The organism is Bradyrhizobium sp. UFLA03-84, from assembly GCF_002289535.1.
In the GTDB taxonomy this organism is placed as follows: domain Bacteria; phylum Pseudomonadota; class Alphaproteobacteria; order Rhizobiales; family Xanthobacteraceae; genus Bradyrhizobium; species Bradyrhizobium viridifuturi.
In genome coordinates this window covers 1,496,771-1,509,635 of the sequence record NZ_NSJY01000013.1, presented here as the reverse complement: position 1 = coordinate 1,509,635, position 12,865 = coordinate 1,496,771, and the positions used below count along the sequence as shown (strand labels likewise).

Here is a 12,865-nt window from a genome sequence, read left to right as displayed (position 1 = left end):
GCTTCAATGGGCTTACTGTGCGCAATTGGGGGATTTGCGCAGCTCAAGTAAAGCGAATTGCCGGGAGACGGATTTGACCTGCATCAAATCCGGCGTGCGACCCTCTGCCACGTCACGAGACGCAATATGTTTCGCCCTCGTCGCGCGCCAACAGCCTGACCGAACACCTCAAGATCGACCCGCGATCATGCGGGGGTTTAAGTCAATCTGACGAAGATGCGATCAATCGCATCCGAAGGGATTGCCAGGCCAAAGCCCCGCTCGGTCTCGCCGGTGGTGGCAACAACAATGCCGATCACCTCGCCCCGCAGATTGAACAGCGGTCCGCCCGAGCTGCCATGATCAAGCAAGGCGTCGGTCTGGATGAGATCCTGGCAGGGAATGCCGGCGCGCGAACGATGCAGAGCGCTGACAATGCCGAAACTGACGCCTTGAGCGAGTCCCGCCGTCCCCCCGACTGCAAGCACGAAATCGCCCGGCTCGGCATCGACCGATCGACCGACGGTAGCTGCGGTGAGGCCGGAGGCCGAAACCATCAGCATGGCCAGGTCATGGCGCTCGTCGGCCACCACGAACTTCGCCTCAAACCGGCGTCCGTCCGACAATTCGACCGAGAGTGACTTGGCGCCGTCGATCAGATGATTGCTCGTCACGATCAATCCGGACTCCGACTTGATGATGACGCCCGCACCAGACACCTCCTTCGTCATGGGAAGACCAGTGTTCACCGACCCGGAGGCTGCCGCCATTCCGGTACCGACCCTTATGCTGACGACAGTTCGGATGATCTTTCCAACCAGAGGCGCAAGCGTCTGCACGTCCCGGATTTCTCCCGCTTGCACCTGTCCGGCCCAGAGCAGCAGGAGACCCGACGTCACAACGACGATCAATGATGACAACAGATCAGCCCAGGGCCTCGCCAACGCGCGGCAGGCCCTTTGCGGGATCATCTCGCACTCGCCGCGCACTATTCGGCTGCGGCGATCGGCAGCGCGCCAGACCGCCGCTCCGCCGCGATGATTGCCTTCCATAATGCAGCAATACTGCCCTGGGTGGTTGGCAGAACCGAGCAATGCCCCGCGGCGTCAAAATCGCAGAACCTCGCCGCCGGATCCTCACATATCTCCGCAAACGCCTGATTGATGAGGTCGAGACATTCCAGCAGTCGGGTGATGTTTTCGAGACCGGCACGACGCTGAAGATCAAGCAGGCGAAACGTCACGACTGGCGGGTCGCCGTAGGAGATCTCGGGATGGGCAAGCCCGAAGAGCACCTCGACAGCGGATGGCACCTGTCTAATTCGATTGAGAAGGTTCGCAGCCTGGGCCTCTGTGCAGGCAGCCAGCCGCGGCGACGGCGCTCCGGTTACCGAGCTTGCAGCGAGAAGCGCCGATATCTGCTGCTCAAGCCAGAGACGAACGGGCGCCGGGGCGTTCTGAATTTGCTGGGCATCAAGCACTATGCCAGTCATCGTCGATCCTCCGCTTTCTGCAAGACCACTAGCGCCATTGCTTGCGATGGCCTTGATGAGAATCAATCAGGGACGCGTCCGCCTTGATGCGTATGTGACCGCGAGCGATCGGCTGCCACGGGCGAGCGCGGCGAGACGGTCATCCAAGTCGCCCTTGGCCGCTACTTCTGCTGGATGCCGTTCAGATAGTCGATCACGGCGAGGATCCGCGTTCGCACAACGACCTCCCGCAATTCCCGCGACGGATCGAGCGCATCGTAGGCCGGATCAACAGTGTGAGGCACGTTCATGATGGGGTTGAATCGTTCCCCCCAGATTGGCATTTCATGCGTGCCGTGAGCGGGAACTTTGTTGCGCCCATCGATGATTTGATAGACGGCACTCGTCGGAAAGACGCCGTTGTTGTTCTTGGCCAAGGCCGTCAGATCGGCCGGCGGCACCTTCAGCAGTTCCCTGACCGGTCCCTTACCCTTTCCATCCATACCATGGCAGGTTGCGCACGACGCCCGAAATTCCGCCTTTCCGACATCGGCGCCTTCGGCGTGAACGGGCGCAGCGAAAGCAACGGTCAGGCCGGCAATCATCAGCGACTTAAGGCAACGGGTCATCATATCGCGCCCCCCGGCTTCGGATGACTCTGTCTAGCTGTGTTGGGTTTCCTCCAGCTTGACGCAGATCAACGGACCCGGCGTGCGCGCCTTGCGGCGTAAGCAGCCAGCCGACACCTTGGCATCCAGGTGCGTAACGCCGCCGCAACGAGTGCACGCGTCGCCGTGGCGGGCAACGTCAGGCGTTGGCGCCGCCGTCGACGGTGAGGCCGGCACCATTGATCGAGCCCGCTTCGGGACCGGCAACAAACGCGACCAGGGCAGCGACGTCATCGGCCTTGCCGTAGCGCTTGATGGCCATGCGCGCGCGTTGCGCCTCGGCCTGCTCGCCATCAGCCGGGTTCATGTCGGTATTGGTCGAGCCGGGATGGACGATATTGACCGTGATGCCGCGGCCGCCGAGGTCACGGGCGAGACCCTGGGTCCAGGCAATCAACGCCGACTTGCTCATTGAATAGAGGCTCATGCCGGCATCGGGCACCCGGCTGGCAAGGTTGCTGCCGATATTGATGATGCGCCCGCCCTCGCCCATATGCGCGACCGCGGCCTGCGATGCGACCACCACCGCCCGCACGTTCACGGCCAGCGTGGCGTCGATATCCTCCAGCGTGACGGCGTCGATCGGTCCGCCGCCACGGAAGATGCCGGCATTGTTCACGAGGATGTCCAGACCGCCGAATTCCTTGGCGGCCGCGTTCACCGCGCCGCGCACGGCACTCGCGTCCGCGCTATCCGCCCGCAGCGCCAGCGCGCGGCGGCCCTGTTTCCTGATCTCCGCTCCGACGGCTTCGGCGCGGTCGGCCGAACGTTCATAGGTGATGGCGACGTCGGCGCCTTCGGCGGCAAGACGCCTGGCGATGGCGGCACCGATGCCGCGGCTGCCGCCGGTGACGAGGGCGCGTTTTCCTTGCAGGGATTGGGTCATGTTCAGCTCATCTCATATATGTAACGATCGACACAGAATTAGGAAGCTTGCGCCGACGCGTCAAGTCAATTATTTAGTGATCGACACAGAAATGGACGAACCGATGGCTGGGCGTGGCCGCCCCCGGAATTTCGACAAGGACGCCGCGCTGGCGCGCGCGATGGAGCTGTTCTGGCTGAAGGGTTACGAGGGCGCCTCGATGGCCGACCTCACCTCGGCAATGGGGATTGCGTCGCCCAGCCTGTACGCCGCCTTCGGCAGCAAGGAGGACCTGTTCCGCAAGGCGCTCGATTATTACGTGGCGAGCGAAGGTGGCTTGATCTGGGGTGCCGTGACCGAGACGCACACCGCCTACCAGGCCGTCGAAACCTTCCTCATGCAGACCGCGCGCGTCTTTACCCGCCGCTCACGCCCGCCGGGCTGCCTCGTGGTATTGTCGGCGCTGCATCCGAACGAACATTCCGAGACCGTGCGGCGCGAACTCGTGCAGCGGCGCGCGCAGGCGGTGACGGAGCTGCGCGAACGGCTGCGCCAGGGCGTTGCGCGCGGCGAGATCTCGCCCACGGCCGATCTCGACGCGATCGCCAAGTACTACATCACGGTGCAGCAGGGCATGTCGATCCAGGCGCGTGACGGCGCCACAAGGAAGCAGCTTGAGCAGATCGCCGCCGCCGCCCTCGCCGCCTGGGCCCCGCTCACAGCGCCAACGCCTACGGCGCATTAGGGGAACTGCCGCTTCGCGGGGCATCGGCCATCCTGTCGCGTGGCCGTCGCCGGATCCCCGTGGCCTACCCCGAGTTTTCGCTTGACGGCAAAGCGGGACGATAATGTAATATAGTATAACTTAGTGAGCCAGTTCAGACCGGCCGCCCAAAGCAAGCTAGAACTTGCATGATATGAAAAACGAGGAACCCGGCGCGCTCCGCAGCGCGCCAGAGCCGAGGGAGAGCGCTTGCATGTCCAAGCTCAAGATTCGCGTCGACCAGGACAAATGCCAGGGTCACGCCCGCTGCAAATCGCTCGCCCCCGAACTGTTCGAGCTCGACGAGTACGGCAACGCCCATGAGGTCGGCGACGGGACCGTCCCGGCCGGGCTCGAGGACAAGGCCTGGCTCGCGCAGTCCAACTGCCCGGAAATCGCGATCGAAGTCACCGAGGAATAGCAGCCGGCAGGGACGGCCGCGCGCCTCCCGTTGCGCCGACCCGCGTCTGATCGAACGAGAAGGAAACGAGCCGATGTCCGATTCCCCGTCCGCAAGCTATCTGCCCGAGCATCCCCCGGTGACCGATTGGGTCCATGATTTCGACCATACCGATCCGGTCTGGACCGACGACCCGTTCCCGATCTGGGAGACGCTACGCGCGGCCTCGCCCGTCGTGCACACCGAGCGCTTCCTCGGCTGTTACATGCCGACCACCTATCAGGCGGTGAAGGAGATCGCCTACGACACCGAGCATTTCTCCTCGCGCCGCGTCATCGTGCGCGACGTCCGCCCCGAGATCTCCGCCCGCGCGCCGCCGATCACCTCCGATCCGCCGGAGCACAAGCCCGCCAAGCAGGTGCTGCTGCCGCCGTTCACGCCGGATGCGATGAAGCGGCTGGAGCCGCGGGTACGCGCGATCTGCAACGAGCTGATCGACGAGTTCATCGCCGACGGCCATTGCGACGCCGCTGCGCGCTACACCAAGCACATCCCGGTGCGCGCCATCGCTCACATGCTGGGAATCCCCGAGAAGGACGGCGACCTCTTCATCAAATGGATCCACCAGATCCTCGAGCTCGGCATCAAGAGCGAAGAGGAGATGATGAACGGCGTGCGCGAGATGACCGGCTACTTCATGGCCCATCTCGAGCAACGCAAGCTCGCGCCGGGCGAAGATCTGATCTCGCAGCTGCTGCGATCCAAGGGCCCCGGCGGCCAGCCGCTCACCGACGAGCACGTGCTCGGCTCGCTGCGGCTGCTGCTGATCGCCGGCATCGACACCACCTGGAGCGCGATCGGCTCCTCGCTCTGGCACCTCGCCAGGACACCGGCCGATCGCGAACGCCTGATTGCGGAGCCGGCGCTGATCCCGACCGCGATCGAGGAATTCCTGCGCGCCTATTCGCCGGTCACGATGGCGCGCGAGGTGATGAAGGAGACCACGATCTCCGGCTGCCCGGTCAAGGCCGGCAACATGGTGCTGCTGTCCTTCCCGGCGGCCAACCGCGACCCCGCCATGTTCCCGGATGCGGACAAGGTTGTGATCGACCGCAAGGAGAACCGCCACGCCGCCTTCGGCCTCGGCATTCACCGCTGCGTCGGTTCCAATCTGGCGCGGATGGAGATGCAGGTCGCGATCGAGGAATGGCTGAAGCGGATCCCGGACTTCCGCCTCGACCCGGCCGGCAAGGTCACCTGGTCCGAAGGCACGGTGCGCGGCCCGCGTCAACTGCCGGTCCTGTTCGGCAAGAACGCCTGAAGAACAGGTCAGCAGTTACATCGCACCACGCAAATGAGTTAGGTTGCCCCGGAATCGTGCCAGAGAATCCGGGGAGGCCTGCCAATGTCCGAACAAACCGCTCAACCCGCGAGCGATCATCTCGACATCCATGACGTCGAGCGGCGGGTGAAGGCGATCTTCATCGGCTCGGTCGGCAATCTCGTCGAATGGTACGATTTCTACGCCTACACCGCGTTCGCGCTGTATTTCGCGCCGGCATTCTTCCCGCACAGCGATCCGGTGGTGCAGCAGCTCAACGCCGCCGTGCTGTTTGCCGCGACGTTCCTGATGCGCCCGCTCGGCGGCTGGCTGTTCGGCTTCATCGCCGACCGCTACGGCCGGCGGCTGTCGTTGACGCTGTCGGTGGTCTGCATGTGCTTCGGCTCGCTGATCATCGCGGTGACGCCGACCTATGCCACGATCGGCTTTGCGGCCCCGGCGATCCTCGCGCTCGCCCGCGTTATCGAGGGATTGAGCCTCGGCGGCGAATACGGCGCCAGCGCTACCTATCTCAGCGAGGTCGCCGATCCCAAGCACCGCGGCTTCTATTCCAGCTTCCAGTACGTCACGCTGATCGGCGGCCAACTCACCGCGATCATCGTGCTCTTGCTGCTGCAGAAGGTGTTCCTGACGCCCGACGAGCTGAAAGCCTGGGGCTGGCGGATTCCGTTCGTGATCGGCGCCCTGCTCGCGATCTTCGCCGCGGTGATGCGGCGCGGCCTGCATGAGACCGAGGCGTTCGAGGAGGCCAAGAAGGTCTCCAAGCCGACCGGCTCGATCGTCGGCCTCCTGAACTATCCCCGCGAATTGCTGCTGGTGGTCGGCCTCACCGCGGGCGGCACTGCGGCGTTCTACACCTTCACCACCTACATGCAGACCTTCGTGAAGCTGTCGGTCGGCCTCACCGAGGATCAGACCACCTTCGTGATCTTCGGCTCGCTGATCTTCGCAACCTTCCTGCAGCCGATTTATGGCGCGCTGTCCGACCGCATCGGCCGCAAGCCGCTCTTGATCTTCTTCGGTGTCGTCGGCACCATTGCCACGATCCCGATCCTGACCATGCTGAAGGAGACCAAGTCGCCCTTCATCGCCTTCCTGCTGATCTGCGGCGCGTGGATCTTCGTCGCCGGCTACACCTCGATCAATGCGATCGTGAAGGCCGAGCTGTTTCCGACCAACGTCCGGGCACTCGGCGTCGGCCTGCCCTACGCCATCACGGTGTCGATCTTCGGCGGCACCGCGCCCGCGGTCGCGCTCTATTTCAAGAGCATCGGGCATGAGGACTGGTTCTACTATTACCTCAGCGGCATGATCTTCCTGTCGCTGCTGATCTACTCGACCATGCGCGACACCAAGCACGACTCCGCGATGCATCGCCACGAGTGACGACCGACGCCATGACCGACGATAACGAACCGCCTGAGAGCAAGCTGACCCGCAGCAAGCAGCGCTGGGCGCGCGAAGGCAAGTTCCTCACCGGCAGGATCACCCGGCCGGAGGAGCAGCGCCTGCCGCCGGGCCAGCATCTGACCAAGGACTGGCCGGTGCTCGATCTCGGGATGCTGCCGAACATCACGCGGGAGCGCTGGCGGCTCGACGTCTACGGCGCGGTCGAGCAGACGCTCTACTGGGACTGGCCGCAATTCACGGCGCAGCCGCAGACACAGTTCGTCTCCGATATTCACTGCGTCACCACCTGGTCGCGCTACGACAACCAGTGGGAGGGGCTCGCGACCCGCGACCTGCTCGCGGCGTGCCAGCCGCGCGAGGATGCGCGGTTCGTCGTGCTGCATTCGTATGACGGCTATGCGACGAACCTGCCGATCGAGGATTTCGCCGCCGAGGACGCGCTGCTGGCGCATAGCTGGTCGGGCAAGCCGCTGGAGCAGGAGCATGGCGGCCCGGTGCGGCTGGTGGTGCCGCATCTCTATTTCTGGAAGAGCGCCAAATGGCTGCAGCGCATCGAATTTCTGACCGAAGATGCGCCGGGCTTCTGGGAGGTGCGCGGCTATCACAATCGCGGTGATCCCTGGGCCGAACAGCGCTATTCTGGCGACTGACAACCACCATAATGATGGAGCCTGGCCGTGCCGCATGAACGCTTTCAATTCACCGGTGTGGGCGGCCATCAGCTGGCCGCTGCACTCGATACGCCTGATGGCCCGATCAAGGCCTATGCGCTGTTCGCGCACTGCTTCACCTGCGGCAAGGATGTGCTGGCGGCCAAACGCATCGCGGTCGCTCTTGCGGCCAAGGGCATCGCCACGCTGCGCTTCGACTTCACCGGCCTCGGCTCCAGCGAGGGCGACTTCGCCAACTCGACCTTCTCGTCGAACGTCGCCGACTTGGTCCGCGCCGCCGACCATCTGCGCGAGACGCGCAAGGCGCCCGCGATCCTGATCGGCCACAGCCTCGGCGGCGCCGCGATCCTTGCGGCAGCAGGCCAGATCCCCGAGGCGAAAGCGGTCGCCACGATCGCGGCGCCGTCCGATCCGATCCATGTCACGCATCTGTTCAAGGATGGGATCGAGGACATCCGCGCGAAGGGCGAAGGCGAAGTGTCGCTCGCCGGCCGCCCATTCCGCATCAAGCGCGCATTCCTCGACGATGTCGCCGAGCAGAATTTAATGGCGCAGGTCAAGACGCTGCACAAGGCGCTGCTGGTCATGCATTCGCCGACCGACGACACCGTCGGCATCGACAACGCCACCAACATCTTCATCGCGGCCAAGCACCCCAAGAGCTTCGTCTCGCTTGCGGGCGCAGATCACCTCCTGAGCGGCAAGCAGGATGCCGCCTATGTCGCCGACGTGATCGGGGCCTGGGCCGAGCGCTACGTCGATCTCGTGGAACAGCCCGCGGCCGACACCGGCAGCGCGCCGCGCAACGTCGTGGTGCAGGAGACCCGCAACGGCAAGTTCCAGCAGATCGTCACCACCGGTCCGCACCGGTTGATCGCCGACGAACCGGTCGGCGTCGGCGGCGATGACAGCGGCCCCGGGCCGTACGATTTCCTGCTCACCGGGCTAGGCGCCTGCACCTCGATGACGATGCGGATGTATGCCGACCGGAAGTCGCTGCCGGTCGATCGCATCACCGTGACGCTCCAGCACAACAAGATCTATGCCAAGGATTGCGAGGAGTGCGAGACGCGCGAGGGCATGCTCGACCAGATCGAGCGTGTCATCAGGATCGAGGGCAATCTGGATGCCGATCAGCGCAAGCGGCTGATGGAGATCGCCGACAAATGTCCGGTGCACAAAACGCTGACGTCGGAGGTGCGGATCGTCACCAAGGCGGCGGAGTAGCTGTTGGTCGGTCGGAACCGGCTCGATTTGTAACAGCGCCGGAACGACGTCCCTCTCCCGCTTGCGGCCCGCCGCAAGCGGGGCTGCTAAAATATCGAAAACAACCCCATGCAAAGCAGCTGGCGGCGCCGGCGTTCGACCAGGCAGCTTGACATGTCGGGCAAATCAGAGATATATTTCCATTATTCCGAAATCACGCGTGATCCGCTCCCACGCACCTCCCCGGTGAAGGCGAGCAGGAGCTTGCTGAGTCGAACCGGCTGCTCCTGTTGGATCCAGTGACCGGCGCCGTCGATCAGTTCGATGCCACCCATCCTCGCCGCCGCCTTCGTCGTCATAAGATCGAGCGCGCCCGCAGACTGCGGGCCCGGAATGTCTGCTCTCGCGCTGCTGTGGGAGGGCGCGCAGACATTCGGGGAACTGCCCGAAAGGACGCTCACGACTCCAATCAGACATCGATCTCCACGTTCAAACGAGATATATTCTGATCCCACGCTGACTGGAACGCGTGTACAGCCGCAGCAACCTTGCCAGCCCAGCCCTTTCAAAGGTGGCGATACTTCTTTGAGTCGTCATCAGCTGTGCCAATGAGCAGGAATGGCGGTGAACCGCGGGAGCCTGTGATGGGAATAGCGAAGCTGGCTGAACTTCGTGCCGCGTTCACTCCGATGATGAAGCCGGCCGTCGTGATTCCAGAGGAACAGCCTTTCACCCTTGCAACCTCACCGCCCCGCCGAGCGCAGAAACGTCTTGCCCTCGCGGTCGCGCTTACCCTACTTGGCGGCGCTGTTTTTATAGTGGCAGGACAGCTCTCGAACATCCAGTTGAGGCGGATCGACGCCTTCATCCCGGCCTATGGCACCGCGATCCTCTTGAATGACGTGATGACCGCGGTCCTGCTGTTCAACCAGTTCGCCATTCTGCGCTCGCGTACCCTCCTCGCAATCTCAACTGGGTATCTCTTCACGGCGCTCATGATCATCCCGTGGATGCTGACCTTTCCGGGGGTGTTCACGCCAGACGGCCTACTTGACGCAGGCCTACAGAGCACGAATTCACTGGCCCTTCTGCGGTACGCCGGCTTTCCGACGTTCGTCATCGCGTATGCCCTTTTGAACGACGAGCGATGGTGGCAGGGCTCAGCCAGCGCCATCATCCTTTCGAACGTCGCGATGTCCGTAGCCGCCGTGTGCGCTGTGACAGCTCTTGTCGCAGCGGGCGATGCATACTTGCCCCACATTACAATCGATCCGGTCCACTTTTCCACCCACCTACTCTATATTGTCAGTTGTCTAATCCTGTGGAACGGACTTGCACTTGCTTTGCTCTGGGTCCGCCAGCGTTCGGTGCTCGATCTGTGGTTGATGGTGGTTGTTTGCGCGTCCGCAATTGAGCTCTATCTGATCTCGTTTCCAGTTCCGGTCCGGTTCAGCGCCGGCTGGTATGTCGGCCGGGTCTTCGGGCTTGTCTCCAGCATTCTGGTACTCTTTGCCCTGATGCACGAGATAACGACGCTTTACGCGCAATTGCTCCGCGCGGTCGTGGCGCAACGTCGCGAACGTGAGGCGCGGCTGATGACCGGTGACACGGTCTCGGCTTCAATTGCCCACGAAGTCAGACAGCCATTAACGGCGATCATAACGAGTGCCAACGCGGGACTGAATTGGCTTGATCATGGCACGCCTAACCTCGATAAGATCAGGGAAGCATTGCGGCGCGTCGTGACCATCGGACGCCGCGCGGAGGCCCTGATTGAGAATATCCGGGCGCAGTTCAAGACGGATGCACGGGCCCGGACTTCGCTTGATATCGACGATCTCATCCACGAAGCATTGGCCGTTGTTCGCGACCAACTGCAAGAAAATCGAGTCGCCGTTCGAGCCGACTCTGACAAAAAGCTTCCGCGGATCAGAGGCGAACAGGTTCAGCTCCAGCAAGTTCTGGTGAATTTAATGACGAACGCGATTGAATCCATGGCTGCGAAGAATGGCAATCGGGCGCTATCCATAAGGTCCGAAGTCCATCACTCCGGATATGTGATGGTGTCGGTGGAAGACACGGGGAAAGGCCTCGATCCCAGCGCCGTGGATCGGATATTCAACCCAATGTTCACGACCAAAACGCGCGGTATGGGCATGGGGCTGTCGATCTGCCGATCGATAATCGAGGCGCATGGAGGGCAATTGTGGGTGACTGCCGACAATGCTCACGGCGCCATTTTTCACTTCACCGTGCCCGTCGATCCGGGCCGCGCATCCTAGTTGGGCCGACTGTGTCACGACCGGCCGCAAGGGAAAATGACCCGGTTGCGAGTGGGTTGGTCACAAACTTGGCGAGGCAAGACGCCAATATCACTGGGGCGAGTGTTGATGCCGGACTGGAATTGCTTGGCGAACGTCTAAAGCGCGATGAGATCAGGTTGAAACGTCATCGCGCCTTAGCTCATTGTTTGAGCATGATCTTCTCGGAAAACCGCTTCGCACTTTTCCGGATCATGCTTTAGAGGTTTTTCGCGAGGCGGCGCGAAAACTCACCACGATGCGCGTGCTCATCGCTTCCTCCGGGCTGCCATTTTGGGCCTGCGCGCTTGCCGCTCAAGCAGTTCGCCATGATCCGCACCGCGGCCGCGATCTCGTTTTCGCGCCAGGCGGCGAAGCCGAGCAGCAGGCCGTGGTCGCGTGGCCGCTGCAGCGCGAGGCTCGACAGCGCGCGCACCTCGACGCCGGCCGCCACCAACCGCGAGACTGCATTTTGGTCTGGAGCGCCATCCTTGAAACGAGCAATCAGCTGCATCCCGCCTGGCGGGACCTCAGCGACGAGAACGCCACCGAGCAGCCGCGCCAGCGCCGCGGCAAGATGGTCGCGGCGCGCGCGGTAGATCCGCCGCATTCGCCTGACATGCGCCAGGAAATGCCCGTCGGCCATGAAGCCTGCCAGCGCCTCCTGGACGTGCACCGAAGCGATCAGCCCGAGGTGGCGCTGCGCGATCTCCATCGTCCGCGCCAGTTGCGGCGGCACCACCAGATAGCCGATCCGGATGTCGGCGGTCGTCGCCTTCGCGAACGTGCCGAGATAGAGCACGCGGCCCTCGCGATCGAGGCCCTGCAGCGCCGGCATCGGACGGCTGTCATAATGAAACTCGCCGTCGTAATCGTCTTCGACGATCCAGGTCTTGCCGGGCTCGGCCGCCGCCAACAATTCGGTGCGGCGTGCAACCGGCATCACCCGCCCGGTCGGGTGTTGATGCGACGGCGTGGTGAAGATGAGCCTAGGCGCGCGCGCCTCGCGCATCCGCATCATGCCCCATTGATCGAGCCTGACGCCGACGACGTCGGCACCCGCGGCGCGAAACGCCGCCGCGGCGCCGGGGTAACCGGGATCCTCGGTCCACACCGCATCGCCGGGCGTGATGACGGTCGCGGCGATCAGTGTCAGCGCCGCCTGCGCCGTCGGCAGGATCAGGATCTGCTCGGCCTCGGCGCGCACGCCTCTGTTGACCTCGAGGTAGTCGCGCAAGGCTTCGCGCAGGCCGGGCCGGTTGATCACGGTCTGGTCGTTGAAGCGGCGGCGCAATGCACTGCGCCGCAGGCAGCGCGCCCAGATGTCGTGCGGAAATTCGCGCGCATCCGCCAGCCCCGAACGCAGCGGCCGGAACTTCGCCTGGTATGACAGCGGCCAATCCGTGTCGGAGAGCTGCAAGGCCCAGGGCGACAACAGCGGTTTGCGGGCCGTCTCGCGCCTCGGCGCAGCCACAGGCTTGGCGAAGCGCGCCTCGATATCGTCTGACACCACCGGCCGCCGCCGCGCGGCGACGCGCAAATACCCCTCGGCTGCAAGCTGCTCAAAGGCATGCATCACCGTGTTGCGCGACACGTCGAGCTCGGCCGACAACGTGCGGCTCGACGGCAGCACGGCCCCGCTCCTGATCCGGCCGCTCGCCATCAGCGCACGGAGCTGCTGGGTCAGTTGCGCAGTCAACCCGGCATCATCAGTCCGCTTCAGCGCGAGCAATTCGGCGAGAATCAAACTGGCTCCTTCGTTCTATCAAATCTGGCTCTTTCGATGGAGC

General features: G+C 63.5%; 13 protein-coding genes. 7 read left to right on the top strand and 6 right to left on the bottom strand.

The window, feature by feature from the left end:
• Window positions 1-197 precede the first annotated feature (197 nt).
• The 4 genes from CK489_RS21160 to CK489_RS21145 all read right to left on the bottom strand — a co-directional run bounded on the left by CK489_RS21160 (window position 198) and on the right by CK489_RS21145 (window position 3,004).
• Entirely contained in the window at window positions 198-950 is a 753-nt protein-coding gene (locus tag CK489_RS21160; protein WP_245350448.1) for a S1C family serine protease, read from the bottom strand.
• A 17-nt stretch (window positions 951-967) separates the two neighbouring features.
• Window positions 968-1,537 carry a hypothetical protein gene (locus CK489_RS21155; RefSeq protein WP_245350447.1) on the bottom strand — a complete coding sequence of 190 codons (570 nt, stop codon included), beginning with the start codon at window positions 1,535-1,537 and terminating at the stop codon, window positions 968-970.
• A gap of 95 nt (window positions 1,538-1,632) precedes the next feature.
• Complete coding sequence (locus CK489_RS21150; RefSeq protein ID WP_095733560.1) at window positions 1,633-2,082, bottom strand: c-type cytochrome; 450 nt, start codon at window positions 2,080-2,082, stop codon at window positions 1,633-1,635.
• Between the two features lie 175 nt (window positions 2,083-2,257).
• Window positions 2,258-3,004, bottom strand: a complete 747-nt coding sequence (locus CK489_RS21145) for an SDR family NAD(P)-dependent oxidoreductase (protein ID WP_095733559.1) — start codon at window positions 3,002-3,004, stop codon at window positions 2,258-2,260.
• A 103-nt stretch (window positions 3,005-3,107) separates the two neighbouring features.
• Between CK489_RS21145 and CK489_RS21140 the strand changes: the two genes are divergently transcribed.
• From CK489_RS21140 to CK489_RS21115, 6 genes are all read left to right on the top strand, one after another.
• The gene (locus CK489_RS21140) at window positions 3,108-3,728 is read left to right on the top strand and encodes a TetR/AcrR family transcriptional regulator (protein ID WP_095733752.1); all 621 of its coding nucleotides are present in this window, start codon (window positions 3,108-3,110) and stop codon (window positions 3,726-3,728) included.
• A gap of 232 nt (window positions 3,729-3,960) precedes the next feature.
• Window positions 3,961-4,167, top strand: a complete 207-nt coding sequence (locus CK489_RS21135) for a ferredoxin (RefSeq protein ID WP_050626322.1) — start codon at window positions 3,961-3,963, stop codon at window positions 4,165-4,167.
• A gap of 73 nt (window positions 4,168-4,240) precedes the next feature.
• The gene (locus CK489_RS21130) at window positions 4,241-5,467 is read left to right on the top strand and encodes a cytochrome P450 (protein ID WP_095733558.1); all 1,227 of its coding nucleotides are present in this window, start codon (window positions 4,241-4,243) and stop codon (window positions 5,465-5,467) included.
• Between the two features lie 84 nt (window positions 5,468-5,551).
• A complete protein-coding gene (locus tag CK489_RS21125) occupies window positions 5,552-6,874 on the top strand; it encodes an MFS transporter (RefSeq protein WP_050626141.1) in 1,323 nt (440 codons plus the stop codon).
• An 11-nt stretch (window positions 6,875-6,885) separates the two neighbouring features.
• Complete coding sequence (locus CK489_RS21120) at window positions 6,886-7,548, top strand: sulfite oxidase-like oxidoreductase (RefSeq protein ID WP_050626321.1); 663 nt, start codon at window positions 6,886-6,888, stop codon at window positions 7,546-7,548.
• A gap of 27 nt (window positions 7,549-7,575) precedes the next feature.
• Complete coding sequence (locus CK489_RS21115; RefSeq protein WP_095733557.1) at window positions 7,576-8,796, top strand: bifunctional alpha/beta hydrolase/OsmC family protein; 1,221 nt, start codon at window positions 7,576-7,578, stop codon at window positions 8,794-8,796.
• A 182-nt stretch (window positions 8,797-8,978) separates the two neighbouring features.
• On the opposite strand, the gene CK489_RS42650 is transcribed toward CK489_RS21115, so the two are convergent.
• A complete protein-coding gene (locus CK489_RS42650; RefSeq protein WP_198960971.1) occupies window positions 8,979-9,110 on the bottom strand; it encodes an alpha/beta hydrolase in 132 nt (43 codons plus the stop codon).
• Window positions 9,111-9,419: 309 nt separating this feature from the next.
• On the opposite strand from CK489_RS42650, the gene CK489_RS21105 reads away from it, so the two are divergent.
• On the top strand, window positions 9,420-11,057 hold the full coding sequence (locus CK489_RS21105; protein ID WP_245350446.1) for a sensor histidine kinase: 1,638 nt from the start codon (window positions 9,420-9,422) through the stop codon (window positions 11,055-11,057).
• Window positions 11,058-11,295: 238 nt separating this feature from the next.
• Here CK489_RS21105 and pdxR read toward each other — a convergent pair whose 3' ends face one another.
• Window positions 11,296-12,822, bottom strand: a complete 1,527-nt coding sequence (gene pdxR / locus CK489_RS21100) for a MocR-like pyridoxine biosynthesis transcription factor PdxR (protein WP_245350445.1) — start codon at window positions 12,820-12,822, stop codon at window positions 11,296-11,298.
• Window positions 12,823-12,865 lie beyond the last annotated feature (43 nt).